Consider the following 26,159-nt stretch of genomic DNA (forward strand, 5'->3'; position numbering starts at 1 on the left):
GTTCAACGTCATATTAACGGCTTTAGTTGTCGGTTTCTGATAGCGTGCTTAACGGCGGGCTCATGCTTTTGCTGTTGTCGATGCCATGACCGGGTAAGCCGGTGAGTAAGGCGCCAGAAGGGGATCTGTTTGGCACAGATTGCTCCGTGCTTTTTTATTTTTACTGCTTTCAGTTTAGTTTCAGTTTTAATCATTAAAGTGTGAGACATCAAGTAGAGATGAAGCGGCGCTGATGTAAATCGTTTGCTTATATCGATTCGGTGTTGGGCTAGCGATTAATTAAGTTAGCCGATGGATAACCTGATATTAGAGTTATCTACATACTGAAATAGCCTGTGCTTGAATACGTTTAACTCAAAGATTAAATGTAAAAATAACGAAAGCAATATTATCGATTTAACGTGGAGTAATAAAAATGAATAAGGCAAGCTTAGCGACAGCACTACTTCTTGGCGCATCAACTGCACTGCTTAGCGCAGGTGCTGTTGCCGGTCCTAATAGCCAACTTAAAGTCTCTGAAACAGCATCTGCTGAAGTTCAGGCGAAAGTGAATGGTTGGTTAGCGGGCGATAAAATTAGTGGCCGTAAAGATAAATGCTTTGGCATTGCGTTAGCCGGTGAGAATGACTGCGCTGCCGGTGCGGGTACTAGCTGTGAAGGTACTTCAACTCAAGATTTCCAAGCGAACTCTTGGACCTATGCGCCTAAAGGCACTTGCGAATCGATTATCACTCCAAATGGAACAGGTTCTCTTGAAGGTTAATAAATATCGGCCTCTGCCGTCTTTGACAGCAGGGGCGCATCTCGGTGCCGGCCTGGGTTTAAAGGCCGACCATCTGGATGATATTTTAGCCTTGCCGGTGGCTGATGATGCCCCGCAGGGCAATCGCCTTTGGTTTGAGGTGCATACGGAGAACTACTTTGTAGCAGGCGGTCCACGGCGACATTATTTGCGCTCAATCCGTGAACGTTACGAGCTTAGTTTTCACGGTGTGGGCGGCTCACTCGGTTATGACCATCAATCCATGCCTGAGCATATTAAACAGGTTAAAGCGTTAATTGATGAGTTCGAGCCAACCCTGATATCCGAACATGCCGTTTGGTCCCGTTCTGGCGGCGCATATTTTGCCGATTTGATGCCCCTGCCTCGAACACAGGATGCACTGCAGTCATTGGTGGATGGTGTGGATCGTTTTCAATCCGGTATTGGACGGCGTATTTTAATTGAAAATCCGAGTAACTATTTGGATTTTACTAGTGAGATGGATGAGCCTCAGTTTTTAGTTGAGGCGGCGCAGCGTAGTGGTTGCGGACTATTAATCGACATTAATAACCTGTATCTCAGCAGCAAGAATACCGGTATTGATGCCGCACAGTATTTATCACAGATCCCCGCTGAGTTGGTGGGCGAAATTCATATAGCTGGTCATGATCCTGATCCCGAGTTAGGCCAAGCGTTATTAATCGATAGCCATGCCTCACCCGTCGATTTGCCGGTATGGGAGCTGTTACAGTATGCGCTAACACTGTTTGGTCACCGACCTGTGCTGGTGGAACGAGATGCTAATCTACCGCCGTTTGCTGAATTAATGAATGAACGTCAGCAAGCACAAGGTTACTTAGATCAATGCCGCCATGAAGCTGCCTCAGCTAACGTTTCTCTAGGGGAGACTCGGTAATGGCACTTAGCCCTTATATTGATGCTTTTACAGACTACCTGCGTACCGGTGATACACGCGGGATGAATGACTATTGCGTTGATGCAACGCAGATAAAACGGTTAGCGGTTTATCGGAATGGTTTTTATAAAGGCTGTATAGACGCACTAGCCGCGAATTTTCCGGTGTGCGAAAAAAGCCTAGGGCGAGAATCTTTTAACAAGCTTGCCAGTCTGTATGTGGATCACTATCCACCGGAGATCGGCACATTGGTCGGTTATGGAGAATACTTTCCTTATTTTATAAGAGATCTATTGGCGGTATTAGAAGAGCAAGGAGGGCCAATGCTCTTGCCCGCGAGTCTAGTTGATTTGGCACGCTTAGATTATGCCTGGCTTACGAGTTTGATGAGTGCTGATGCGACGCAGACCCTAACCGCCGAAAAAATCACTTGGTTGGTTGAGCATGGTGAGGATTTTACTCAAGTGCAGGTGACATTAAATGCCAGTGTTGACCTGCTGCGGGTTAATGCCGGCACCTTGAATCAATGGATTGGCTTTAAAACGAATAGTCCTGATGTCGAGCCACTGGTGTTGTCTCCAGAAGGGCATATGAATTTGTCTGAGTTGGCGCAGGCGGATAGCACTATAGATGTTGATACTGTGATGTTTTGGCGACTCAACGATGCGGTTCAAGCGCGCTTACTGTCAGCCCCTGAAGTGGCATTGATGCGAGCATTACAGGATGACGGTGTACTCGATAAAGCGTTTGCTGCCGCATTGGCCTTAGATCCTGAGTTTGATGTGAGCGATGTTTTTTCTGCCTGCCTGCAGAATGAAATATTAGATATTGATTTGACGAAATATAATTATAAACATTAGGACATTAATATGAAGATGATAGAGAAGTTTCGCGCGTTATATGTGCAAATGGGTTTACAGCTATCTCGGTTTTTAGAACCCTTAGCTCTATTTTTTCTTCGTTTTATGGTGGCGAAGGTTTTTCTCGATTCGGGCTTGAGTAAGTGGGATGGCTTCCTGCAGTTTAATGTTGATAAGTATGACCTGTTTATGTATGAATTTTTCTGTCCTGATCCGGTGAGGCCAGGGGCTTTGCAGTTGTGTAACCCTGAGACACTCGATTATGTTGAAGGCTCATTTGTAGTAAAAATGATTGAGCTGCTGGCGGTATTTGCCGGTATTGCTGAAGTACTGTTACCCATATTATTGATTATCGGTTTGTTTTCACGTTTTGCTGCGTTAGGGCTAATTGGTATGACGATGTTCATTCAACTGGCGGTGTTTCCGACCTGGGATCATTGGATCAACCCTGCATCTTGGTGGGCGATCTCCTTATTAGTGATTGTTGCACGGGGCCCAGGCATCCTCTCGATCGATCGCTTGCTTGGCTTGGACGCAAAGCCAACGTCAGTTCATCATGACGCTAGCCATTGATCTTAAGCGGGCTTGGTTGCTCTTCAACTAGGCTCTATAATAACGGTTTAGTTGGCTATCATAGCGGCTAAACCGAGTGCCGGACGCAATATACCCTAGAGATATGGGTGATTCCTTGTTTTGGGACATTCAATAGGTGAAAAAATGCGTCACATCTATTAGGCTGTACTGAGATTATTGCAATGATGTAAGGATAATGAATGAAGATAGATCAAATGGTCTCTTTGGAAGACTGCTTAACTGATTTAACCTGTGAACAACTCGATAATATTCTGGCTAAAATCCCCGACTTAGGTAGACAAAAACAAAAGAAGCGGCAGGAATATCTTTCACGCAAGCTGGCAAGATCAGGCGTGACGGTAGAGCTACCAAAAGTGGGATCTGTTCTTAATGAAGCAGCGACCCTCGGTTATGATTTTGGTGGATTAGTGAAAGATATGGCGCGTTATCAAAAAAACAAACGATAGTCGAAGCGTTAACCGAGCTTTTTCCGTATTTTGTATAATTTTTGTATAAGCTCGAATGTTTTTATCTTTATGAGTACGATTTTATGACCCAGCTGAACTTGCGATAACCTAGGTTGTCGTTTGTTAAGTCTTAGGTGACAAAGATAAAATGCTATTTTATTGATGACATGGGTTGACCCTTGTTAGCTGTGGATAAGTTGAACGGTTAAATGTCTGCTGGGCTGTGTATTAGGTTATATTATTTTTATGAATTTTTAATCGATGCTTTCTTTTTTATTAAGTTGGATAATGAAAGTTAGTCACGATTATTTTTAAGCGGTATATCTGGACGGTTTTTAGTTTTTTATTCTCTATATAATTATGGCGATAAATAGAAAACCAAGAGGTTAACCGATCTTAACTATGTATTGCTTTGTTTCGCATAATGAATACTTAAATGGCTAAAAAAGCCTGTTTGATGGGATGAAAATCAAACCTGAATAGGCAAATATAAGGGTTAGATTGCGCTTTCAATCAAACTTGTTATTATTCACCCATATAGTCGGGGGGCCGTTAGGCTGAGATTGCATGTTTCGAGACCCGTTGAACCTGATTCAGTTAACACTGGCGTAGGGAACTATAAATCTAGCTTGGTATGATTTGATCCCCTTAAGTCGTAAATCTTCAGCTCGATAAAGTTCCTAGACCCTGGTGTTAGGAGCTTTTATGTCAAATATTACAGCTACGCGGCCGATGCAAGGCTCTTCCACACCTATCGTATTAACGATTGCAGGCTCCGATAGCGGTGGCGGTGCGGGTATTCAAGCCGATATTAAGGCGATCTCCGCGACGGGCAGTTATGCCTGTTCTGTGATCACCGCCATTACCGCCCAAAATACCTTGGGCGTGTCCGCTATTTTTCCGATACCGCTGGAACATGTTGAAAAGCAGCTAGATGCCGTGTTTACCGATCTGAATGTCGTTGCCGTTAAGGTGGGGATGTTGGCTGATTGTGACATCATCAAGATCGTTGCCGCCAAAATAAAACAGTATCAGCCAGCATTCTTAGTGGTCGACCCGGTTATGGTCGCTACTAGCGGTGACTTATTATTACAAACTTCAGCGATCAACACGTTGAAATCAGAATTGCTTCCTCTAGCCGATCTTATTACACCAAACTTACCCGAAGGGGCTGCTCTAATTGACTGTGAGGTGCCCGACAATGAAGATAGCATGGCGACCATGATCGCTGGCCTTCGTCAGTTGGGCGCAACCGCTGTGTTACTCAAAGGTGGCCACCTAGAGCAGGACGAAAACAGTAATGATCTGCTGATTTTGTCAGAGCAGGTACACCACTTTGCGGCTAAGCGAATTAATACACGCAACACCCATGGTACCGGTTGTACCCTGTCGTCGGCTATTGCTTCCTATTTAGCTCAGGGCCGTGAACTATTAGAGGCGGTACGGTTGGGTAAACAGTATATCTCTCAGGCGATTGCCCATGCTGACGAATTAGCGATAGGCAAGGGGCATGGTCCAGTCAATCATTTCTTCAGTGGCCATGCGGATGTCCGCTAATCGACTAGCGGCTAATAACCAAGCGGTTAGTATCACTATCTCGGGCGGCTATCTGCGTTACCACGACAGTGACGACGCTATCTTAACCGGATTGAATATTGATGTGCCTAGCCGAGCTTGGACCTGTATTTTGGGCCGTAGCGGTTGTGGTAAGAGTTCATTACTGCGGTATCTAGCCAACCTGCTTGATGATAAAGCGGATTGGCGCGGCGAGTTAAGCACACAACCACAGTGTGACCTGAAAGATCATATTGCCTATATGGCACAACAAGATCTCTTAATGCCGTGGTTATCGGTATTAGATAACGTCCTGTTAAGCACTCAATTTGGTACAGATTCTCAGCCAAGCGCCATTGATGTACAGCGGGCGAAAGCGCAGGGGTTATTGCAACAAGTAGGCTTGGCGGACCAATCAGACTATTTACCGCAGCGGCTCTCGGGGGGGATGCGCCAACGGGTAGCATTGGCGCGGACGCTGATGCAAGACAAGCCCATTGTGTTGATGGATGAACCTTTTTCGGCGTTGGATGCAGTCACCCGCTATCGATTACAAAACCTAGCCCATCAGTTGCTGCAAGATAAAACCGTGGTATTGATTACCCATGACCCACAGGAAGCGATTCGCTTGGCTGATCGGCTCTATATCATGCAAGGTCGGCCTGCTTTTGCCGAATCCCTAACGGTGCCCGATTCGGCGACACCGCGCGATTTTGGGGCTGAGTGTGCACAGTTGCAGCAAACCATTATGGCGCGTCTGGAGCATGATTATGAATGATCTCATTCAGGCCAACGCTTTATCCCGTCAGCTAAAAAACAAAGAACGCATCCCCCATCCGTTGATGCGCATACTTATCAGTGCAGCAGTGATGATTGGGCTATGGCAAGCGGTGGTGGTCTTGTTTGAGATGCCTTCATTTATTCTTCCTAGCCCCGCTGACGTGTTTGCACGGCTGATCGAAAGATATGCGATCTTGTTGCAGCATAGCTGGGTGACCGCGCAAGAGATCTTATTGGGATTGTTATTTGGCTTAACTATGGGGTTGCTGTTTGCGTTACAAATGTTGCTGTTTAAACCGGTTAAACACTGGTTACTGCCCCTTTTGATTGCCAGTCAGGCGATCCCTGTCTTCGCCATCGCGCCGGTACTGATGTTATGGCTGGGTTATGGTATCGCCTCAAAAATCGTTATGGCGGCGCTGATTATTTTTTTCCCGATTACCATCTGTTGTTATGACGGTTTACGCAATACTCCGGTAGGCTATCTGGATTTGGCCAAAACCATGGGGGCGTCAAGGTGGCAAATGTTACGCCGTATTCAACTTCCAGCGGCGTTACCTGCACTGGCTTCGGGCATTCGTGTGGCGGTGGTGATCGCGCCGATTGGGGCTGTCGCGGGTGAGTGGGTGGGGTCCAGCGCGGGCTTGGGCTATCTCATGTTGCAGGCCAATGCGCGCATGATGATAGATGAAATGTTTGCCGCGCTGTTTATATTATCCGTGCTGTCTATCGTGCTTTATTTTGTCGCCGACCGGCTGCTGAAAAAACTAATTCCCTGGGAAATCTAATCCCTAGGTCGTTATGAATGTATCGATTCGATGTATGTCGAACAATCGCAATATTAAAGGAAATTTCATGAAAAAGCGTATTTTTTTGGCCGCACTGGCAATGGTGGCAACGTTGCTGTCGGCGACGACTCAGGCAGAAACGAAAAACCTTAGCCTAATGCTGGATTGGTTTGTAAACCCGAATCATGGTCCTATCGTTATTGCTAAGCAGCGGGGCTATTTTGCCGATCAAGGTCTTGAGGTCGAGATTCAAGAGCCTGCTGATCCGAATATGCCACCTAAGCTGGTGGCCGCTAATAAGGTTGATTTAGCGATTAGCTATCAGCCTAATCTGACGATTGATGTCGCTGCGGGTTTGCCATTGATTCGCTCGGCCACCTTGATTGCAACACCGTTGAATATGCTGATGGTGCTAGATAACGGTAAGATTAATGATCTAGCAGATCTAAAGGGAAAGAAAATTGGTATCGCGATCGCCGGCACCGAAGAAGCCAGTATCGGCACCATGCTCGATACCGTCGGTGTGAACTATGCTGATGTTGATATTATCAATGTTGGTTGGGCGCTATCAGCGTCACTGGCATCGGGTAAGGTCGATGCTATTTGGGGTGGGTTACGTAACTTTGAAACCAATCAATTAGCCCTAGAAGGTTTCAAAGCGAAAGCCTTTTTTCCCGAAGAGCATGGCGTGCCGGTGTATGACGAATTGATCTTTGTTGCGAATGCCGATATCTATGATAAAGACGCCATCCGTGGTTTTAATAAAGCGATCGAGCAGGCGACAATTTATATTACGAACCATCCGCAAGCGGCTTGGGAAGAGTTTGTCGCTTACGCGCCGGATACTTTGAACAATGAACTGAACAAGCGGGCTTGGCGCGATACTCTTAACCGTTTTGCTCTGCGTCCTTCGGCGGTCGACCTGCAACGCTATGATGATTATGCTGAATTTATGTATGAACAGAAGATCATCAAGACGTTACCGAAAGCACAGGATTATGTTCCTACGCTGTAATACAGGCCCTGAGTATCCGTCGTCGCGGCGGATGCGCACAAGAGTGTAGAGTTAACGGCGTTTCTGACACTGGGGCGAGACGCACGTGACGATTTGATTGGCCTATCTTTATATCATCAGCTATCGAGGAGTGAGGCATGTTAGATCTATTGGTGCGCAATGTGAATTTGCCCGATGGTCGCAAGGGTGTTGATATTGCCATTAAAGAGGGCAAAATTGTTCAACTTGCCAAGGGGATTGAAGCGGCCGCTGTCTCGGAGATTGATGGACAGGGATATCTGGCGTCACCGCCCTTTGTGGATAGCCATTTTCATCTAGATTCGGCCCTCAGCCTTGGTCAGCCACGCTTAAATCAGAGCGGCACCCTGCTTGAGGGGATCGCCTTATGGGGCGAGCTAAAGCCTCAGCTGACGGTGGAGTCGATTAAGCAGCGGGCATTAGCGATGTGCCGTTGGTCTATTTCGCAAGGTACCCTGTGTATTCGTAGCCATGTGGATATATGCGACGATCGTTTGCTCGCTGTGGAGGCGCTGCTTGAGGTGCGCGAAGAGATGCAGCCATATCTCGATCTACAGTTGGTAGCGTTTCCTCAGGATGGATTTCTACGCTACGGACGTGCTCGGGAAAACCTGTTACGGGCACTGGATAAAGGGATTGATGTGGTGGGAGGCATTCCCCATTTTGAACGGACCATGAGTGAGGGGGCCGCCTCGATACGCGAATTATGTGAGATCGCCGCCGCTCGGGGCCTACGGGTTGATATGCATTGCGACGAAAGCGATGATCCTCAATCGCGCCATATCGAGACACTGACCTATGAAACGCAACGCTTGGGGTTGAACGGTCGGGTGACAGGTTCCCATTTGACCTCGATGCATTCTATGGATAATTACTATGTCAGTAAGCTGCTGCCACTGATGTGTGAAGCTGGCATTCATGCGGTTGCTAATCCATTAATCAATATTACTCTGCAAGCCCGCCATGATAGTTACCCCAAACGACGGGGCATGACACGGGTCCCCGAATTAATGAATGCGGGTATCAATGTTGCCTTTGGCCATGATTGCGTCATGGACCCTTGGTACAGCATGGGCACACACGATATGTTAGAGGTGGCGAGCATGGGTTTGCATGTGGCTCAGATGACGAGTCTAAAGGGGATGCAGCAGGCCTATGATGCGGTTACGGTCAATGGTGCAAAAGTGCTGGGGCTAGAAGGCTATGGGCTAGAACCCGGTTGCTATGCTGACTTGGTGATTCTACAGGCTCGCAGCCCGATTGAGGCGTTGCAGTTGAAGCCAGCGCGTTTATATGTGATTCGTAGGGGGAAAGTGATCGCCACCACTCCAGAGCAACAACGTTCTATTATGTTGGGCGGTCAGCAACAGGCGGTTAGCTTTTCCACCGGTCTCATCTGAACTTAAGCCCTGAGCGGCCGCGTTATTCGCTGTCTTTTTGCAGGTGAATCGCCTCTTCTCGACGATGTCGGTAATGCTTCGGTGATTCATTGTATTTACGTTTAAACCAGCGGGTCAGGTGGGCGCTGTCGGCGAAGCCACATTCTTGGGAGATTAGGGTGATGGAGCGGGCGCTATTGGTAAGTAGCCATTCGGCATGTCGGATACGCATATCGCGATAGAAGTCGGAGGGGGTAACATTGAGTGAGTCCATAAAGGCTTTATTCAATTGCCTCATGGTGACATTCAGCTGTTGAGCAATTTCTCTAATTTCCAACGGTTCAGCGATGGTTTTTTCCATCATGGCGACCGCGCGGCGAACGCGAACATCATTCACTTGCAAGACAATATCGGCAAACTGATTACCTATATGGGTTTTACTTTGCTCGTCGTTGCCGTAATCCAAAATAACCAGCTTGAGTGCTTTGCGGGCCAGCAAAGGGCCGCAATGTTTTTTCACTAACTCGGCGGCTAAATAGGCGGGGGCGGCGCCGCCTATGGAGGTAAAACGGTCGCGATCGACGGTATAGGTTTGGTCTGATAAGGGCAGTGGGGCCGAATATTTTTCGGTAAATTCATTAAAGTGCTGAAAGTGAATGCTGCAGCGATAGCCCTCCAGCAAGCCGAGTTCTGCCATGATAAAACTACCGGTGCAGATGCCCACAATTGGTAAGCCATGTTCTGCACCTCGCTGGATAAATTCGCCTAAGGCGTCAGGTAATATATAGCTTCCGCGCAGAATACCGCCGACAACTACGATGTAATCGAAGTCATCATAACTAACCTCCGTGATCAGCTTTTTGGGGGCTATTTCAATCCCCGAGCTGGCACAGATATTATCATTGTTGTTGGACACCACGGTCCAATGACAGAGGTTCATTTGGCTGCGGTCAGCGGTATCACCGGCCAAACGCAATACATCGACGAAGGCCGAAAAAGAGAGCATGCTGAAAAAAGGGCTTAGTACAAAGGCGACACGCAAGTTAGGCTCCTGAGTGTTAATTAACATATCGATGGGCGGGAGAGTTTCATCTGCGTCAGTCATAACAGCAAGCCTGATTAATATCGTTAATTGACTATAGCGTATCGATCAGTAGGCTCAAACCCGTTATGTGACTCTCAGTTAAATAAGGCAGCAATGCTGCCCCAGCGGTATTGTAACTCGTTGTTTTTGATGATTAGATTTCAGGCCCCCAGGTATCTGACAGTGTATATCCCAGCGGGAAGGGATCGGATGGGTCAACGCCATACTCTTCCATCGAGTAGATCCAAGCCCGGCCCTCAATACGCGGAATAATGGCCTGTTTATCGCCGACGGTGGTCTCGGCGACGACTTCGCAGATAAAGCGCCCATCAATCGTGGATTTTATCTTCACCGGCTCATTCATTGCGATCTGATGACGGGCATACATCACTGCTAAGCGGGCGGAGCTGCCGGCTCCGCAGGGGGATCGATCCACTCTACCGGGGTAGATAATATTGGTACTGCGCAACTCGCCCTCATAGTTTCCGGTAAAAATGGCATATTCAATCTTATTCAAGGAGGGGTAGAGTGGGTGTTGGACGCTAATTTGTGCGGCCGCCGCCTGCTTTATACGGGTGCCCAGTTCTACCAAGGTGCGGGCCTCGGATGGGCGTAGTTTTAAGCCCAGGGCATTGGCATCGACGAGGGCAAAGTAGCAACCACCATAAGCGATATCAACGGTTAGTTTCCCGAGGCCTTCAACCTCGATCTGCTGATCGAGGGCTTCGACAAAACTGGGCACCATGGTCAATGAAACGCTTTTACACTTGCCGTTTTCGCAATGTGCCGTGGCGGTGACTAAGCCTGCTGGGGTATCCAGTACCACTTCGGTGTGTGGCTCCTGCATCGGTATCATGCCGGTTTCGAGCAGGGCGGTGGTGACGCACATACTGTTGGAGCCCGATAAGGCATGGGCACAATCGGGTTGCATCGGGATAAAGCCAACATCGGCTTCCGGTTGGGTGGCGGGCAATAACAGATTCACGGTCATCTGAGAAAAACCGCGGGGTTCAAAGAGTGCGAAGCGGCGGATGGAGTCATCGACCGTATTGATATAGTTCATTTTGTCCATCATGCTGCGCCCGGGAATATCCAGTACGCCAGCCGTAATCACTCGGCCAATCTCTCCCTCGGCATGTACGCCCAGCACCGAAATTTTTTTATTCCATTGCATGATATTACCTCTGCTGAGAGTGTCGGCCAGTAGTCTGGCCGACCCCCGTTGCTGCTGTACGATGCTAGTGGTTATATTCCTTCGCGGCGTCGAGCAGCCAGCTCCAGATATACTCGCTATAGCTGCGTTCGACATAGATGTCGAAACTATCGACACTGTGTCGATGCAAGAACACCTTGGTGATGGCTAGGCGGGTTTGTAAGCATTGTTCCGGTGGGAAGGTCGTTTCACTAAAATTAAGACTGCAGCCTTTTTTTAGCAGATCGACACTGGCTTGGCCCTGAAGGTGAAAGCAACATTGCCCATCGGTCACCGACATATAAACCTGACCACTTTGTGCCAGTTTATTCGCCAGTGTCGCTTCCTCTTGCTCTTCACAGATCAGATACCAGCGTTGCGGATTCGCCCAGATAGCGCGAAAGGCACCCGCTTGAGTAACCTCTCCGCTTTGCTGCGGCAGTGTTAATCCCGTTGCGGTAAAGACGGCGTCGGTGAAGTGGCTATCCTCTGGATTGCCCCAAAGAATAAATTTACCCCGGAAGCTTTGATCCGATAGTTTCAACGTCTTCAGATTGCTACTTTGCTGTAGCAAGCGGGTTGGAATAGGCCCAATGCGCTGGGCTTGCATGCTCTTAGAGGCGATATTAAGCATTGAGTAGTCCTCCATCTTCGTCATAAAACAGTGGCTTGGTGACCTGAGCGGTCACGGTTTTACCATCAATATGCAGGGTGACTTTTTCGCCCAACCGTTCGAGGCCGTTTTCCAGCAGCGCCATGGCCATTGAGCGACCGAGGGTTGCACTCATATAGCTTGACGACACATGACCTTGCGAGCGTGTTTGCCCGGCAGATTCAAGACGGATTTGAGCCCCTTCGGGGATCACATAAGCAGGTTCATCGGTCAGCAAGCCAACCAGTTGACGTCGGCCAGAACGGGTTAGCTCCGGTAGGCTCAGTGCCCGTTTGCCGAGGAAGTCAGCTTTTTTCTTACCGACCGCCCAGCCCATGCCAAGATCGAAGGGCGTGACCGTGCCATCGGTTTCTAGGCCAACCGCGATATAGCCTTTTTCTGCCCGCAGTCGATGGATCGCTTCCAAGCCGAAGGGTTGAATACCTAGATTCGCACCGGCTTTGATCAACGCATTCCACAGAGCTGGCGCATAGCTTGAAGGCACATTAATTTCATAGCTATGCTCGCCGGTGAAACTGATGCGGAACACTCTCGCCGGTATCTCGGCAACGGTGCCTTCCCTAAATTGCATATGCGCAAAGGCTTCGGTGGAGAGGTCAATATCCGTGCCCACCTGTTGCAGGAGTTCACGTGCATTTGGACCGGCAATCGACACGGCAGCCCATTGTGTGGTTACTGGCGTGACATAAACATCCCAATCACTCCATTCACACTGCAGCCACTCTTCTACCCAGCTATAAACGGTTTCGGCATTACCGGTAGTGGTGGTCATGTGATAGTGGTTTTCACCCAGACAGGCGGTGACCCCATCATCAAAGATAAAACCGTCCTCTTTTAACATCACGCCGTAGCGGCAAGCCCCCGGTTTGAGGGTGTTCCAGCCGTTGGCATAGAGCATATTAAGAAGCTTCAGTGAATCAGGGCCCTGAATATCCAGTTTGCCTAAGGATGAGCCATCAAAGATACCAACCCCTTGACGCACGGCACGGCATTCGCGCAGTACGGCTTGTTCGCGGTTTTCGCCCGCGAGTGGGTAATAATCGGGACGCAACCAGAGTCCTGCCGGTTCAAAAACCGCCCCTGCTTGTTGATGGGTTTCATACAGGGATGTCTTGCGTCGAACTTGGAAAAACTCCCCAACCTGACGGCCAGCAACAGCGCCAAACGAAAGCGGAGTGTAAGGCGGACGGAAGCGGGTTGTGCCAACGGCCGGAATGGTGCTGCTCTGTTCTTCGGCCAGAATGGCGAGCGCATTGATGTTGGATGTTCGTCCTTGATCAGGGCCCATACCGGTTGCGGTATAGCGCTTCAGGTGCTCAACGGATCGATAGCCTTCACGGTTAGCCAGTTCTACATCGCTGCTGGAAACATCATTATGCAGATCGACAAAGCGTTTGGTGCCCTGTTTGCGCACCGGCACTCGCCATAAGGCTTGTGGTGTGCAAGATGGCGACTCCTCGGCCTCTGGCCAGTTAGCCTGAGAGCTTTGGAAACCGGCCGCGAGCAGCGCCTGATGAGCGGCTTCAGCGCCTTCACGTAAGGCATCTATCAGACTGAAGTGGCCATTGCAGGCACCCACCGACTGAAGCTGCTGAGGAATGGAGGCGGGATCGGGTCGCAGGCAAAGCTGTGCTTCATCATATAGCAGTTTACCACCGGCCTGTGAAAACAAGTGTACCGTTGGTGTCCAGCCACCGGATTGGATAACCAGGTCGCACTGAATCTGCTGTTGTTCAGAGGTGAGTGTGTTTTGCGCGCTAAGGCCGCCTACTTCAACCGCGGTGACGCGCTTCTTACCCAACACATTGTGTACAACCGAGCCGCTTATTAGCGGGATATTGTGGTTGCTTACTTGTTGGCGTAGCGTTTCCGGTGGCGCTTGGCGAACATCTACAATAGCGGCAACAGTAACGCCTTTTTGCTGTAATTCAATGGCCGTCTGATAGGCCGTATCATTATTGGTAAACAGAACCGCTTTTTGCCCCGGTTTAACGCCAAAGCGATTGATATAGCTACGGGCACCAGAGGCTAACATCACACCTGGACGATCGTTATTACCAAAGACTAACGGTCTTTCGATTGAGCCGGTGGCCAAGATGACCTGCTTGGCTCTGATTTTCCACAGCCGTTCACGGGCAATGCCTCGACGGCGGACGTTTTCCGCCAGATGATCAGTGACCCGTTCGAGGGCGGTTAAAAAGTTACCATCGTAATAGCCTGTCAGCGTGGTGCGCGGCAATAGGGTGACGTTGGCAAATTGTTGCAGTTCGGCGAGGCTTTGCTCGACCCACTGCAGCGGTGCTTGCCCATCGATTTTAGCGGTATCCGCTAATAGGCTGCCGCCAAATTTAAAATCCTGCTCGACCAGCAAAATACGGGCGCCACTCGGTGCCGCCTGACGTGCTGCCATGAGACCGGCTGGGCCGGAACCAACGATGACGAGGTCGAAGTGATCATAGCGATATTCATAGGTATCGGCATCCTCGACTTCAGGTGCCTTACCTAGCCCCGCAGAGCCGCGAATAGCATGCTCATAGATGTTCCAGAACTTAGCCGGCCACATAAAGGTTTTATAATAAAAGCCGCTGGGTAATAGGCGTGAAAATGCCCCGACCATCGCGCCAACGTCATGTTCGACACTCGGCCAGCAATGAATGCTGCGGCTGTTGAGACCTTCATAGATCTCAATTTGGGTCGCATTGACGTTGGTGGTGTGTCGCGCACCGTTACCCACTTGAACATAGGCGCTACACTCTTCAACACCGGCGGACATAATGCCTCTTGGGCGATGCAGCTTAAAACTCCGGCCGATCAGATCGACACCATTAGCCATCAACGCCGAGGCGAGGGTATCACCGGCGACACCGGTATAGGGCTTATCATTAAAGCTGAAGTTGATCGTCTGTTGCCGGTCGATCAATCCACCTTGAGTGAGACGGTTTTTGGCATGGCTCATTGCAGACCCTCCGGAGCGTCATCGCCCATTTTATACACGGCCTTAAATTGATGGGTCTGGCTGCAGCGTAATGCGTTAAACCACTGGCCACAGCCAAAGCTGTGCTGCCAACGCTCGGCCTGCAGGCCCAGAGTGTTTTTGCGGTAATATAGATAATCAGCCCAGGCTTTATCATCCACCTGTTCTGGATCTGCCGGGCGGGTAATATGGGCCTGCCCACCGTAATGAAATTCATGTTCTTCGCGGGCCCCGCAGAAGGGGCAATTAATCAATAGCATGGTTTTTCCCTCTGTTAGTGCACGCCGGACGCCGCGCCTTCATCAACCAGTCGGCCGGATGTAAAACGATCCAGTCCAAATGGTTTCACTAGCGGATGGGCTTTATCATTGGCGACGGTATCAGCCATCAAATCGCCGGCACCGGGTGTTGCTTTAAAACCGCCTGTGCCCCAACCACCATCGAGATAGAGGCCTTTAACATCGGTTAGTCCCATCAGAGGACTACGGTCTGGGGTGATATCGACGATACCGGCCCAGTGACGCATCATTTTGACGCGGCTGAATACCGGATAGAGTTCGAGAATCGCCTGTAGAGTCTCTTCGTTGACTTGCCAGCTGCCCCGTTGCGAATAGGACAGGTATGGGTCATTAGAGGCGCCGATAACCAGTTCGCCTTTATCAGATTGACTAATATAGGCATGCACGGTGGAGTCATTAATAATGGTGTTCATGCAAGGCTTCATGGGCTCAGAGACCATCGCCTGTAACGGTACGCTGACCATCGGTAATTCCAGTCCCGCCATCTTGGTGAGGTGACCTGAGTGGCCTGCAGCACAGAGCAGTACTTTATCGGCTTTGATTGTGCCTTTGGTGGTTTCCACCCCTTTGATCGCATTATTGGTGACGATCAAATCCTGCACTTCGCATTGCTGAATAATATCGACGCCCAGTGCATCGGCACCACGGGCATAACCCCAAGCAACAGCATCATGGCGGGCGGTTCCGCCACGGCGCTGCACAATGGCGCCAGTAATGGGATAGCGGGCAGAGCTTGTTAGGTTGGCATTAGGCAGCCATTTCTTTAATTGCTGCATGTTGAGAATTTCGGATTCGATACCGTTCTCAATCATGGCGTAGTGTCGTTGTAACAGGGTCGACATCTCATGATGGGAGTGTGCGAGGTTGAGCAAGCCGCGCTGGCTGAACATCACGTTATAGTTAAGCTCTTGCGAGAGGCCTTCCCACAACTGTAGGGAGTGCTCGTACAAGCGGGCACTATCATCGCGTAGATAATTCGAGCGAATAACCGTGGTGTTGCGGCCGGTGTTACCACCACCCAGCCAACCTTTCTCAATGACTGCGATACGTTTAACGCCATGTTTCTTAGCCAGATAATAAGCAGCGGCTAATCCATGACCGCCACCCCCGACGATAACGATATCGTATTCACGGGCAGGCGCCGGATTACGCCAAGCGGCCTGCCAGTTTTTATGGTGGCTAAGGCTGTGTTGCAGGAGTTTGAAAAACGAGTACTTCTGCATAATGGACTCCTATAGAGCGTTTATATTTATTGATGCCTTCGAGTGGATGGCCATTACAATTTAAGAAGATATGGCTTGTTTAAATTGAACGCTAAGTGCGTTTTATTGTACAGAGAGGTAATTGCAGGTAAAAAAATGCAGAAGCGGGGCTTCTGCATCAATTGTGGTGTGAATTTGCCTTAACTTGCAGGGGATTAAGCGGATTAAGGTAAACCGATGAAGGTTAAGTGAGAGCGTTTAGGTCCATTCGAGAATGACTTTACCTGAAGCACCAGACAGCATGGCATCGAATCCCTGCTGATAGTCATCGATGTTGAAACGGTGGGTGATAATGGGAGAAAGATCGAGACCACTCTGTAGCATAGCGCTCATTTTGTACCAGGTTTCATACATTTCACGGCCGTATATCCCTTTAATGATCAACCCTTTGAAGATCACCTGACTCCAATCGATGGCCATATTGTCACCAGGAATGCCGAGCATGGCGATCTTACCGCCGTGATTGATGCAGTCGAGCATGCTATGAAACGCCGAGGCAACTCCGGACATCTCCAAGCCTACATCGAAGCCTTCGCTCATGTTGAGTTCCTGCATGACGCTTTTGAGGTCTTCGGTGGCGACATTGACCGCCCGGGTAACGCCCACTTTCTTGGCCAGTTCCAGTCGGTAGTCATTCACATCGGTGATTACCACATGCCGGGCACCGACATGACGACAGATCGCCGCTGCCATAATGCCGATAGGGCCAGCACCGGTAATCAACACGTCTTCACCAACCAAATCGAAAGACAGTGCAGTGTGGGCGGCATTGCCGAGTGGGTCGAGAATCGAAGCCATTTCATCACTGATAGAATCCGGCAAATTGAACGCGTTACTCGCCGGAATCACCAGATATTCAGCGAAGGCACCGGGCCGGTTAACACCGACACCGACGGTTTCGCGGCAGAGATGTTGCTTGCCCGCACGACAGTTACGGCAATGACCGCAGACGATATGACCCTCACCGGAGACCCGATCACCCCGTTTAAAACCGGAGACTCCTTCACCGATCTCAACCACGGTGCCAACATACTCATGGCCAACAGTCATGGGTACGGGAATGGTCGACTGGGCCCAACTATCCCAGTTATAGATATGCATATCGGTGCCGCAGATGGCGGTCTTATTAATCTTGATAAGAATATCGTTATAGCCCGGCACCGGTTTCGGTTCATCGCGTAACCAGAGCCCGGTTTCGGGTTTTAATTTCGCCAGTGATTTCATGCGATGACTCCCAGATCTCGTCCGACCTTGGCAAAGGCCGCGATTGCTTTATCGATATGCTCTTTATCGAGCGCGGCGGATATCTGGGTTCTGATACGGGCTTTACCTTGAGGCACGACAGGGTAGAAAAAGCCGACCGCGTAGACCCCCTCTTCTAATAATCGGGCCGACATGGTTTGCGCCAGTTTGGCATCCCCAAGCATTACCGGAATGATCGGGTGTTCACCGGGTACTAAATCAAACCCAAGTTCACCCATTGCTGCACGGAAATAGGCCGCGTTGTGGTGCAGTTTCAGGCGAGATTCGGCCGATTCTTCCAGCATATCCAGCACTTTTACCGAGGTCGCGGCAATTACCGGCGCCAGAGTGTTTGAGAACAGGTAGGGGCGAGAGCGTTGACGCAGGATCTCAACGACCGATGCTTTAGCGGCGACATAACCCCCCGAGGCGCCTCCGAGGGCTTTGCCCAATGTGCCGGTGATAATATCGACTCGTCCCATCACATTACAGTGCTCATGGGTGCCACGGCCATTTTCCCCCATAAAGCCAACCGAGTGAGAGTCATCCACCATCACTAGTGCATTATATTGTTCGGCTAAATCACATACGCCCTGTAAATTGGCAATGGTGCCATCCATGGAGAAGACACCATCGGTGGCGATCAACTTAAAGCGCACACCCGCCGCATCGGCGGCTATTAGCTGAGCTTCTAGATCGGCCATATCATTATTGGCATAACGGTAACGTTTGGCTTTACACAAACGCACTCCGTCAATAATGGAGGCGTGGTTGAGGGCATCAGAGATGATCGCATCCTCAGGTCCTAACAGGGTTTCGAATAAGCCGGTATTAGCGTCGAAACAGGAGGAGTAAAGGATGGTATCTTCCATTTGCAAAAACTGGCTAATACGGTTTTCTAACTGTTTATGGATGGTTTGAGTACCGCAAATAAAGCGCACGGATGCCATGCCATAGCCATATTGGTCAATCGATTCTTTGGCTGTTTCCCGTAGTTGTGGGTTATCAGCGAGGCCTAAATAGTTATTGGCACACATGTTGACCACCTGTTCACCGGTGGTGATGTTAACCTCCGCTTTTTGGTGCGAGCTGAGCACCCGTTCACGTTTAAACAGACCTTGCTGCTCAATGTTTTTAAGTTCGTTTTCAAGGTGATCAAAGAATGATTGTTTCACAGAGGTTGCTCCTCATTAATTATTAGTGGGTAAAAAAAGCGTTGTGCAGGGATTGAACCGCCTGGCTAATATGCACATCATCGATCAGTAACATCAGATTGATGCTTCGATAGCCAAGACTGAGCATCTCGGTGTCGATCTGTTGTGCTTGTAGGATCGCCAACACATCGACGTTATAGCGGATGAAGTCGTTTGGCTGTGGCGCAACAATCGCGATAATGGTTTTGTTATTAACCACTTCACAGTCGCCGAACGCTTTTAGCTCCCGCAGTGCTAAATTAAGTTGAGCAGAACTTTCCGTCGAAAATGATAACGACACTTCTGATGTTGAAATCATATCGACAACAATCTGGTATCGACCCAGTATAGTGAAGATTTCCGCGAGAAAGCCTGAATGTTGCAACATCGCCGAAGAATTGATGGTGACAATGGTTTGGTGTTCTTTATAGGCGATGCTGGTGATGTGATCTCGATGATCCGATGTTGTTTGGCGAATCAGTGTGCCGGGATGCTCCGGGGCGTTAGTGTTCATCACTCGCAGAGGAATGGCTGCGCGAGTGACCGGCTCGAGTGAAGCAGGGTGTAGAATACGGCTGCCAAAACGAGCTAGTTCGGAGGCCTCTCTAAAGCTCATTTGAGGAATATTACGGGCATTGGCAACTAGGCCAGGGTCCGCACTCATGACACCGTCGGTATCACTCCATATCTCGCAGCTGTCGGCGACTAACGCCTCAGCAAATAGGGTCGCACTCAGGTCACTACCATTACGGCCAAGGGTGGTGATATTGCCCTGCTGATCCTTAGCGATAAAACCGGTTACGATGGGAATAACGTTTTCAAAGGTGGTCCGTTGTTTGGCAATCGCCTGTTGATAACCCTCGATAGGACGGGCTGCACCAAAATTGGAATCGGTGATTAAGCCTAATTCCCAAGCATCGAAGGGCAGTGCATTAAGCCTCTGTTGCCGTAGATACCAAGCAATCACTCTGACCGACATACGCTCGCCAAAGCTGGCGACATAATCGAGTGTGCGGGCACTCAGTTCGCGAACCAACGAGATGCCACGTAGTAGGGCGGTTAGTTCTTCATAGAGTGTTTTTAAGCAGGCATCAGGACAGCCCAATGATTGGCAAATTTGCTGTTGTCGAGCCAATGCTAGGGGGATATCAAGATGGCCTTGTGCCGCTTGAGTCGCTGCTTCGATCAGTTGTGATGTCACCCCTTTATGGGCCGAACTAATCACCATCTGAGGCTGGTCAGCACGGCTTTTGATAATGTTGGCTACTTTCTCTATCTGCTGTCGGTCGGCAACTGAGCTGCCACCAAATTTAATTACTATCATCATGTACACCCGGGTTATTATTTTTCTTCTCGGTGCCCCGCGAGAAGACAGGAAGTATAGGTATAACATAAGGGGCAGGGGACTTTGAAGATTGAATAAAAATAGCGTTTTTTAGAATAAAAAAGCAGCCGCGACGATATGCTCGCGGCTGAAGGGGTGTTCTCAAGCGTTTTAGTGTTCACCTGAACACCGAGGCAAGATCCGCACCATCGATGTAAATATGTTAATTCTGGGTTAGGCATTGGCGAAGACAATGGTTTTACCTTGGTCAACAAAAATCCGTTTTTCAATATGGTATTGCAGTGCCCGGGCCAATGTTTGGCATTCGATATGGCGGCCCTTTTCGGTCAGGCCGGCGGTGCTGTAAGTATGATCAACCGTTTCGACACACTGAGTAATAATAGGGCCTTCATCCAAGTCAGGTGTGACATAATGGGCAGTGGCCCCCACCAGTTTTACACCTTTATCAAAGGCTTGTTCATAGGGCTTTGCCCCTTTGAAACCGGGCAATAGCGAGTGATGAATATTGATAGCCCAGCCATTTAACTGCTGGCATATGTCCTGAGATAGCACCTGCATATACCGAGCTAGCACCACGAGGTCAGCATTTTTTTCTTGGATAATTGCCATCATCTGACGTTCTTGTTCTGGCTTGGTGTCAGCGGTTATCGGCAGGTGATAATAGGGAATGCCATGCCACTCGGCCAGCGACGCCAAGTCGGGATGATTGGAAATGATGGCAGGAATTTCTATTTTAAGCTGCTGGGTTCGGTAGCGATAAAGTAGATCATTCAGGCAGTGATCGTGTTTGGATACTAGTATTACAACCCGAGGTTTTTGGCCTATTTCTGCGAGTTCCCAGGTGATGTCGTGTTGCGCACTTTTAGCTGTGAAAAAACGGTTAAATTCAGCCATATCAAAGTCTTTACCGTCATCAAAACCAAAGGCTGATCGGAAAAAGAATTTATCAGTTTTAACATCGTCGAAGGAGTGAGCTTCGTTCATATAGGCGCCAAAATGAGACAGGCTGGAGGTGAGTAGGTCAAGCGCACCGATCTTTCGAGGAGCCGATGCGGTGAGTATATGGGTGGTATCTGTATTCATATTGGCATACCTGTTTCATTTTAGTTGTTATAGGGTGATCTAGGGTATTCAATGCGGCGCGCTAGCATTCGATAACATTGACCGCGAGACCGCCGAGTGAGGTTTCTTTATATTTACTTTGCATATCGATGCCGGTTTGTTTCATGGTTTTGATTACTTTATCGAGGCTGACAAAGTGCTCGCCATCACCGTTTAAGGCGATGCGACAGGCATTGATCGCTTTCACCGCCGCCATCGCATTACGCTCAATACAGGGCACCTGAACTAAGCCGGCAATCGGATCACAGGTCAGGCCGAGATTGTGTTCCATAGCGATTTCAGCGGCATTTTCGATCTGCTGTGGCGTGCCTCCAGAAACGGCGGCTAAACCTGCTGCCGCCATCGAGCAGGCTGCGCCCACTTCGCCTTGGCAGCCGACCTCGGCACCGGAGATCGAGGCATTCTTTTTGCACAGAATGCCGACCGCTGCCGCGGTTAAGAGAAAGCGAATCACACCGCTTTCATTGCCGGAATAATAAAAACGCATGTAGTAATGCAAGACAGCCGGAACAATGCCTGCCGCGCCATTGGTGGGAGCCGTGACGACTCGGCCACCGGCGGCATTCTCTTCATTAACCGCCAAGGCATACAACGACACCCAATCCAGCGCAGAAAGAGGATCACGCAGTGATTGCTCTGGACGGGATGTCAGCTTGCGGTGCAGTTCAGCGGCTCGTCGTTTGACGTTGAGGCCACCGGGAAGAATACCTTCCTGCTGACAGCCTCGATTGACGCAGTCTTGCATCGCTTGCCAGATGATCATTAATTGATCGTTGATCTCGGCACGGCTGCGCCATTGTTGTTCGTTAGCCAGCATGATGTCACTGATCGACAGTCCTTCGCGCTGGCAATGCCCTAGCAGTTGTTCCATACTGTCGAACGGGTAGGGTGTTTGAGCGTCGATTAAGTCGCTGTCTGTTGCGGCGGCATGTTTGAGGGCCGCATCATCGACGACAAAACCTCCGCCAATAGAAAAATACTCGCGGTTTAGGAGGGTTATTCCCGCCGCATCTCGTGCGCTAAACCGCATTCCATTAGGATGCTGCGGTAAAGGTGTGAGAATTAATTTGAGATCGCCCGCTTCATTAAATGGAATGCGATGGCCATCAGGTAGGCGCAATTGGCCCTGTTCGCGAATCTCTTTTAAGCGTTGCTGCATCACCTCCGGCTCGGCGGTATCGGGTTGCTGTCCTTCTAACCCGAGGATCACCGCCATATCGGAGGCGTGGCCTATTCCTGTGGCGCCGAGCGAACCCAGTAGTTCGATTTGAATACGCACAACCTGCGGCAGTAGGCCACTAAGCTGCAGTTCGTGGGAAAAACTAGCTGCCGCCCGCATCGGTCCAACCGTATGCGAACTGGACGGGCCGATACCTATTTTAAAAAGATCGAAAACGCTGATGGCCATATATACCTCTTAGGTTCTTAACCTATTATGCGTAGACAGGAAAACGGGCGCAGAGCGCTTTGACGTTCTCTTTTACTTGGGCGATTACGAGAGGGTCTTCGAGGGCGTCCATGACGTCACATATCCAGCCGGTCATTTGGCGGACTTCTGGCTCTTTAAAGCCTCGGCTGGTGATCGCTGGTGTGCCGACGCGAATACCGCTAGTGACAAACGGCGATTGTGGATCGTTAGGCACGGCGTTCTTATTAACGGTAATGTTGGCTTGGCCTAAGGCGGCGTCGACGGCTTTACCTGTCAGTCCTTTATCGATCAGATCAACCAGCATCAGGTGGTTGTCGGTGCCGCCGGAGACGATGTTATAACCCCGCTCAATAAAGACTTCCGCCATGGTGTTGGCATTCGCGACAACCTGACCTTGGTAGTGCTTGAATTCGTCGCTCATCGCTTCGTTAAACGCGACCGCTTTTGCCGCAATGGCGTGCATCAACGGGCCGCCCTGTTGTCCTGGAAAAACCGCAGAATTAAGTTTCTTCTCAAGTTCCGGGTTGGCTTTCGCCAGAATCAGACCACCACGGGGGCCGCGCAGGGTTTTATGGGTCGTGGTGGTGACGACATCGGCATAGGGAATCGGCGTGGGGTAGTGGCCGGTTGCGACCAGTCCGGCAACATGTGCCATGTCGACCATCAGGTAGGCGCCGACACTGTCTGCAATCGCGCGGAATTTCGCCCAGTCAACGGTTCGAGAGTAGGCAGAGAAACCCGCTAAAATCATTTTAGGCTGGTGCTCATGGGCGAGACGTTCCACCTCGGCGTAATCGATCTCGCCACTGGCTTCATCGAGTCCATACTGTATGGCGTGGTACATTTTTCCTGAGAAATTGACATGAGAGCCGTGTGTTAAGTGACCGCCGTGGGCGAGGCTCATACCGAGTACGGTATCGCCGGGTTCTAGCAGGGCCATATAGGCGGCGGCATTGGCTTGTGAGCCTGAGTGCGGCTGCACATTGGCATAGTCGGCATTGAAGAGCTCTTTCGCCCGTTCAATCGCCAGAGATTCGACAACATCGACATGTTCGCAACCCCCATAATAGCGTTTAGCGGGGTAGCCTTCGGCATATTTATTGGTCAGCGAGGTGCCCTGAGCTTCCATCACCAGTGGGCTGGTGTAGTTCTCTGAAGCGATAAGCTCAATATGCTCTTCTTGGCGAATGCCCTCAGCGGTAATGGCGTCCCACAGTGCCGGGTCACTTACTTGAATCGAATTTTTTTTATTAAACATAGAACCGATACTCATTAGCAAATCAATTGGAGCGCTAACGTTAATTCACAGTTCGGTCTTTGAAATAGAACGGTTGATACTTAAATTTGAATAAAAGGGTTTGTTAGTGGCTTAACTAAAAAGGCATTTTTCACCCTGTAAGAGGTGTGGTTTCATCGCGTTAAAGCGGTTTCAGCAGAGTGTGTGGCTGGCTTTTCATCAATGGTAGTCGTGGCTGAAGGTGTGGCGACTGGATCGCTCGTTCTAGAATAAGTTGTCTGCGTTCAATTTTGCTTTGGCGATAACTTGCAGGATGAATAGACATCAAAGCGACGTTCCCCGTCCGGTGTGAGCAACAAATATAACAACGAACTCTTTTAGGGCTACTTTTATGAACAAGATAAAGTCGATATCGAAAAGCATTATTTCTAGTCTTACCATCGCCGCCGCTTGCTTAGGCGGTATTGAGGCTAGCGCGGCCACACGACTGACGATGGCAGGGCAATTTAACGAAGACCACATCGCCACCAAAGCGCAGCGGGTGTTTGCCGAGCGAGTCGAAGCTGAAACCGACGGTCGGGTGCAGATTCGTGTGTTCGCCGCTAATCAGTTGGGTGATTATACTCAAGTGTATGATGAGCTGCGTATCGGGACCATTGATATGGCGTTGATCAGTGTGCCCAGCCAGTACGATAAGCGTTTAGAGCTGGGTTACTTGCACTATATTGCCAAAGATTATGAAGGGATTCGTAAAAATTATTCACCAGGTTCTTTTGTCTATAACAAAATGAACCAGCTCCATAATGAGCAGGGTGTGAAGTTCATGGGGTTCCATGTTGATGGTTTTGGTGGCATCGGACTGACCAAGCTACCTGCAAAAATTAAAGATGTTAGCTCACCTAAGAATGATGTTTTGGTGCGAGTGCCGCCGATGGATATCTTTAAACTCACGGCGGATGACCAAGGCTTTAGAACGGTTTCCATCCCTTGGGCCGATCTTTATACCGCGATGCAAACCGGCGTAGCCGATGGTTGGGTAGGCGGCACGTCGAGCCTCAACTATCAGCAGTTCCGAGATGTAATCAAATACTATGTGGTCAATAACAACTTTATTGAGCACACCGCATGGTTGATGAGCCAGAAATCCTTGAGCAAGGTATCGCCAGAAGACGCCGCTACGATTGAGCGGCTTGCCAATGAACTGGCTGCGCAAAGCATCGATGAAAGTAAAGAGAATGATGAAAAAGGGCTGCAACAGCTCGAAGCCGCAGGCATTCAGGTTATTCGTCTGAATGATACTGAACTGCAAGACTGGGCTAATAATGCCCGGGTTAAAACCTGGTCAAAACTCAGCACCGTTTTAAGTGCTGATCTGATTGAAGAGCTCACACAGGAATTTGTTAAGTAAACCCTGTGTATTTGCGGAGGGTAATCCCCTCCGTTATTTTCGTTCAGCTTTCGATCGGGTATATCACATGTCATTACTATGTAGATTAAACAGACTGCAACTTAAGGGTCAGGCCGTGCTGATGGTGTTGGCTTCAGTCTTTATTGTTATCGGCGTCAGTGCGATGGCGATCATGCGCTATGTGTTTGAAAGCAATCTTTATGGTGCAGAAGAGATCATTTTGATCAGTGCATTTTGGATCTATTTTCTAGGTGCTGGCCATGCCAGTTATCAGCGTAAACATATCTGCGCGGAAGTCTTTTCAGTCTATTGTCGCTCGGAAACGATTAAATCAGCCGTCAAAGTGCTGGCCGAGATGATCACCCTAGGACTCGCGGCGCTCTATACCTACTGGGCAGTTGAGTTTGTCTCACGCAGCTTTCTGGAGGGCGGGGTAACACCGGTTTGGCGAATCCCCTTAGTCATTGTACACGTATCAATTTTAATTGGTTTTATCCTGATTACGCTTTATTCCGCACGGGACTTAAAGCAAACAATAAAAAAAATACGTTCATAAAGTTAATCTTTATATTCTAAGGATGGCGGT

General features: G+C 49.5%; 24 protein-coding genes and 1 riboswitch. Of the genes, 12 read left to right on the forward strand and 12 right to left on the reverse strand.

Annotated elements, in window-relative coordinates:
- Positions 1 to 415 precede the first annotated feature (415 nt).
- The 10 genes from ACN0T0_RS16675 (at position 416) to ACN0T0_RS16720 (ending at position 9,134) form a co-directional block, all read left to right on the forward strand.
- On the forward strand, positions 416 to 763 hold the full coding sequence (locus tag ACN0T0_RS16675; protein ID WP_417227863.1) for a DUF2282 domain-containing protein: 348 nt from the start codon (positions 416 to 418) through the stop codon (positions 761 to 763).
- Entirely contained in the window at positions 753 to 1,679 is a 927-nt protein-coding gene (locus ACN0T0_RS16680) for a DUF692 domain-containing protein (protein WP_417227864.1), read from the forward strand. The genes ACN0T0_RS16675 and ACN0T0_RS16680 overlap by 11 nt, the downstream gene beginning before the upstream one ends.
- On the forward strand, positions 1,679 to 2,539 hold the full coding sequence (locus tag ACN0T0_RS16685; RefSeq protein ID WP_417227865.1) for a DNA-binding domain-containing protein: 861 nt from the start codon (positions 1,679 to 1,681) through the stop codon (positions 2,537 to 2,539). The genes ACN0T0_RS16680 and ACN0T0_RS16685 overlap by 1 nt, the downstream gene beginning before the upstream one ends.
- Before the next feature lie 9 nt (positions 2,540 to 2,548).
- Positions 2,549 to 3,112, forward strand: a complete 564-nt coding sequence (locus ACN0T0_RS16690) for a DoxX family protein (RefSeq protein ID WP_417227866.1) — start codon at positions 2,549 to 2,551, stop codon at positions 3,110 to 3,112.
- Positions 3,113 to 3,312: 200 nt separating this feature from the next.
- The gene (locus ACN0T0_RS16695) at positions 3,313 to 3,579 is read left to right on the forward strand and encodes a hypothetical protein (RefSeq protein WP_417227867.1); all 267 of its coding nucleotides are present in this window, start codon (positions 3,313 to 3,315) and stop codon (positions 3,577 to 3,579) included.
- A gap of 532 nt (positions 3,580 to 4,111) precedes the next feature.
- A riboswitch (TPP riboswitch) is annotated at positions 4,112 to 4,211 on the forward strand.
- A 73-nt stretch (positions 4,212 to 4,284) separates the two neighbouring features.
- A complete protein-coding gene (gene thiD / locus ACN0T0_RS16700) occupies positions 4,285 to 5,136 on the forward strand; it encodes a bifunctional hydroxymethylpyrimidine kinase/phosphomethylpyrimidine kinase (RefSeq protein WP_417227868.1) in 852 nt (283 codons plus the stop codon).
- Positions 5,090 to 5,911, forward strand: coding sequence for an ABC transporter ATP-binding protein (locus tag ACN0T0_RS16705; RefSeq protein ID WP_417227869.1), 822 nt, complete (start codon positions 5,090 to 5,092; stop codon positions 5,909 to 5,911). Before thiD ends, ACN0T0_RS16705 begins: the two co-directional genes overlap by 47 nt.
- Positions 5,904 to 6,701 (forward strand): ABC transporter permease, encoded by a 798-nt coding sequence (locus ACN0T0_RS16710; RefSeq protein WP_417227870.1) that lies wholly within the window; start codon positions 5,904 to 5,906, stop codon positions 6,699 to 6,701. Before ACN0T0_RS16705 ends, ACN0T0_RS16710 begins: the two co-directional genes overlap by 8 nt.
- A gap of 67 nt (positions 6,702 to 6,768) precedes the next feature.
- The gene (locus ACN0T0_RS16715) at positions 6,769 to 7,716 is read left to right on the forward strand and encodes an ABC transporter substrate-binding protein (RefSeq protein WP_417227871.1); all 948 of its coding nucleotides are present in this window, start codon (positions 6,769 to 6,771) and stop codon (positions 7,714 to 7,716) included.
- A 137-nt stretch (positions 7,717 to 7,853) separates the two neighbouring features.
- Positions 7,854 to 9,134: an amidohydrolase family protein gene (locus ACN0T0_RS16720; protein ID WP_417227872.1), complete on the forward strand. Its 1,281-nt coding sequence runs from the start codon at positions 7,854 to 7,856 to the stop codon at positions 9,132 to 9,134.
- Positions 9,135 to 9,156: 22 nt separating this feature from the next.
- Here the strand turns inward: ACN0T0_RS16720 and ACN0T0_RS16725 are convergent, their stop codons facing one another.
- The 12 genes from ACN0T0_RS16725 to glyA form a co-directional block, all read right to left on the reverse strand.
- Positions 9,157 to 10,218, reverse strand: coding sequence for a GlxA family transcriptional regulator (locus ACN0T0_RS16725; RefSeq protein WP_417227873.1), 1,062 nt, complete (start codon positions 10,216 to 10,218; stop codon positions 9,157 to 9,159).
- Between the two features lie 133 nt (positions 10,219 to 10,351).
- The gene (locus ACN0T0_RS16730) at positions 10,352 to 11,371 is read right to left on the reverse strand and encodes a proline racemase family protein (RefSeq protein ID WP_417227874.1); all 1,020 of its coding nucleotides are present in this window, start codon (positions 11,369 to 11,371) and stop codon (positions 10,352 to 10,354) included.
- Between the two features lie 64 nt (positions 11,372 to 11,435).
- Positions 11,436 to 12,023: a sarcosine oxidase subunit gamma gene (locus ACN0T0_RS16735; RefSeq protein ID WP_417227875.1), complete on the reverse strand. Its 588-nt coding sequence runs from the start codon at positions 12,021 to 12,023 to the stop codon at positions 11,436 to 11,438.
- The gene (locus ACN0T0_RS16740; protein WP_417227876.1) at positions 12,016 to 15,018 is read right to left on the reverse strand and encodes a sarcosine oxidase subunit alpha family protein; all 3,003 of its coding nucleotides are present in this window, start codon (positions 15,016 to 15,018) and stop codon (positions 12,016 to 12,018) included. Before ACN0T0_RS16740 ends, ACN0T0_RS16735 begins: the two co-directional genes overlap by 8 nt.
- Positions 15,015 to 15,296, reverse strand: coding sequence for a sarcosine oxidase subunit delta (locus tag ACN0T0_RS16745; RefSeq protein ID WP_417227877.1), 282 nt, complete (start codon positions 15,294 to 15,296; stop codon positions 15,015 to 15,017). Before ACN0T0_RS16745 ends, ACN0T0_RS16740 begins: the two co-directional genes overlap by 4 nt.
- Positions 15,297 to 15,310: 14 nt before the next feature.
- Positions 15,311 to 16,558, reverse strand: coding sequence for a sarcosine oxidase subunit beta family protein (locus ACN0T0_RS16750; protein WP_215952204.1), 1,248 nt, complete (start codon positions 16,556 to 16,558; stop codon positions 15,311 to 15,313).
- A gap of 237 nt (positions 16,559 to 16,795) precedes the next feature.
- Positions 16,796 to 17,821, reverse strand: coding sequence for an L-threonine 3-dehydrogenase (gene tdh / locus ACN0T0_RS16755; RefSeq protein ID WP_417227878.1), 1,026 nt, complete (start codon positions 17,819 to 17,821; stop codon positions 16,796 to 16,798).
- The gene (locus ACN0T0_RS16760; protein WP_417227879.1) at positions 17,818 to 19,014 is read right to left on the reverse strand and encodes a glycine C-acetyltransferase; all 1,197 of its coding nucleotides are present in this window, start codon (positions 19,012 to 19,014) and stop codon (positions 17,818 to 17,820) included. Before ACN0T0_RS16760 ends, tdh begins: the two co-directional genes overlap by 4 nt.
- A 22-nt stretch (positions 19,015 to 19,036) precedes the next feature.
- A complete protein-coding gene (locus tag ACN0T0_RS16765) occupies positions 19,037 to 20,356 on the reverse strand; it encodes an aspartate kinase (protein ID WP_417227880.1) in 1,320 nt (439 codons plus the stop codon).
- Positions 20,357 to 20,590: 234 nt separating this feature from the next.
- Entirely contained in the window at positions 20,591 to 21,460 is an 870-nt protein-coding gene (gene purU / locus ACN0T0_RS16770; protein WP_417227881.1) for a formyltetrahydrofolate deformylase, read from the reverse strand.
- A gap of 61 nt (positions 21,461 to 21,521) precedes the next feature.
- Positions 21,522 to 22,907, reverse strand: a complete 1,386-nt coding sequence (locus ACN0T0_RS16775; protein WP_417227882.1) for an L-serine ammonia-lyase — start codon at positions 22,905 to 22,907, stop codon at positions 21,522 to 21,524.
- 25 nt (positions 22,908 to 22,932) lie between these two features.
- The gene (gene glyA, locus ACN0T0_RS16780; protein WP_417227883.1) at positions 22,933 to 24,186 is read right to left on the reverse strand and encodes a serine hydroxymethyltransferase; all 1,254 of its coding nucleotides are present in this window, start codon (positions 24,184 to 24,186) and stop codon (positions 22,933 to 22,935) included.
- 370 nt (positions 24,187 to 24,556) lie between these two features.
- Between glyA and dctP the strand changes: the two genes are divergently transcribed.
- Positions 24,557 to 25,573, forward strand: a complete 1,017-nt coding sequence (gene dctP, locus ACN0T0_RS16785; RefSeq protein ID WP_417227884.1) for a TRAP transporter substrate-binding protein DctP — start codon at positions 24,557 to 24,559, stop codon at positions 25,571 to 25,573.
- Positions 25,574 to 25,640: 67 nt separating this feature from the next.
- Positions 25,641 to 26,129, forward strand: coding sequence for a TRAP transporter small permease (locus ACN0T0_RS16790; protein ID WP_417227885.1), 489 nt, complete (start codon positions 25,641 to 25,643; stop codon positions 26,127 to 26,129).
- Positions 26,130 to 26,159: the final 30 nt, after the last annotated feature.

It is taken from the genome of Amphritea sp., from assembly GCF_048266285.1.
In the GTDB taxonomy this organism is placed as follows: Bacteria; Pseudomonadota; Gammaproteobacteria; order Pseudomonadales; family Balneatricaceae; genus Amphritea.

Excerpts from the sequence above, each read along its gene's own strand:
- ACN0T0_RS16675 (WP_417227863.1), top strand. The coding sequence starts at position 416 with ATGAATAAGGCAAGCTTAGCGACAGCACTACTTCTTGGCGCATCAACT.
- ACN0T0_RS16715 (WP_417227871.1), top strand. The coding sequence starts at position 6,769 with ATGAAAAAGCGTATTTTTTTGGCCGCACTGGCAATGGTGGCAACGTTG.
- ACN0T0_RS16690 (WP_417227866.1), top strand. The coding sequence starts at position 2,549 with ATGAAGATGATAGAGAAGTTTCGCGCGTTATATGTGCAAATGGGTTTA.
- ACN0T0_RS16695 (WP_417227867.1), top strand. The coding sequence starts at position 3,313 with ATGAAGATAGATCAAATGGTCTCTTTGGAAGACTGCTTAACTGATTTA.
- ACN0T0_RS16740 (WP_417227876.1), bottom strand. The coding sequence starts at position 15,018 with ATGAGCCATGCCAAAAACCGTCTCACTCAAGGTGGATTGATCGACCGG.
- ACN0T0_RS16685 (WP_417227865.1), top strand. The coding sequence starts at position 1,679 with ATGGCACTTAGCCCTTATATTGATGCTTTTACAGACTACCTGCGTACC.
- ACN0T0_RS16710 (WP_417227870.1), top strand. The coding sequence starts at position 5,904 with ATGAATGATCTCATTCAGGCCAACGCTTTATCCCGTCAGCTAAAAAAC.
- thiD (WP_417227868.1), top strand. The coding sequence starts at position 4,285 with ATGTCAAATATTACAGCTACGCGGCCGATGCAAGGCTCTTCCACACCT.
- ACN0T0_RS16750 (WP_215952204.1), bottom strand. The coding sequence starts at position 16,558 with ATGCAGAAGTACTCGTTTTTCAAACTCCTGCAACACAGCCTTAGCCAC.
- ACN0T0_RS16705 (WP_417227869.1), top strand. The coding sequence starts at position 5,090 with ATGGTCCAGTCAATCATTTCTTCAGTGGCCATGCGGATGTCCGCTAAT.
- ACN0T0_RS16725 (WP_417227873.1), bottom strand. The coding sequence starts at position 10,218 with ATGACTGACGCAGATGAAACTCTCCCGCCCATCGATATGTTAATTAAC.
- ACN0T0_RS16775 (WP_417227882.1), bottom strand. The coding sequence starts at position 22,907 with ATGGCCATCAGCGTTTTCGATCTTTTTAAAATAGGTATCGGCCCGTCC.
- ACN0T0_RS16730 (WP_417227874.1), bottom strand. The coding sequence starts at position 11,371 with ATGCAATGGAATAAAAAAATTTCGGTGCTGGGCGTACATGCCGAGGGA.
- ACN0T0_RS16720 (WP_417227872.1), top strand. The coding sequence starts at position 7,854 with ATGTTAGATCTATTGGTGCGCAATGTGAATTTGCCCGATGGTCGCAAG.
- purU (WP_417227881.1), bottom strand. The coding sequence starts at position 21,460 with ATGAATACAGATACCACCCATATACTCACCGCATCGGCTCCTCGAAAG.
- ACN0T0_RS16790 (WP_417227885.1), top strand. The coding sequence starts at position 25,641 with ATGTCATTACTATGTAGATTAAACAGACTGCAACTTAAGGGTCAGGCC.
- ACN0T0_RS16735 (WP_417227875.1), bottom strand. The coding sequence starts at position 12,023 with ATGCTTAATATCGCCTCTAAGAGCATGCAAGCCCAGCGCATTGGGCCT.
- tdh (WP_417227878.1), bottom strand. The coding sequence starts at position 17,821 with ATGAAATCACTGGCGAAATTAAAACCCGAAACCGGGCTCTGGTTACGC.
- ACN0T0_RS16745 (WP_417227877.1), bottom strand. The coding sequence starts at position 15,296 with ATGCTATTGATTAATTGCCCCTTCTGCGGGGCCCGCGAAGAACATGAA.
- ACN0T0_RS16765 (WP_417227880.1), bottom strand. The coding sequence starts at position 20,356 with ATGATAGTAATTAAATTTGGTGGCAGCTCAGTTGCCGACCGACAGCAG.
- glyA (WP_417227883.1), bottom strand. The coding sequence starts at position 24,186 with ATGTTTAATAAAAAAAATTCGATTCAAGTAAGTGACCCGGCACTGTGG.
- dctP (WP_417227884.1), top strand. The coding sequence starts at position 24,557 with ATGAACAAGATAAAGTCGATATCGAAAAGCATTATTTCTAGTCTTACC.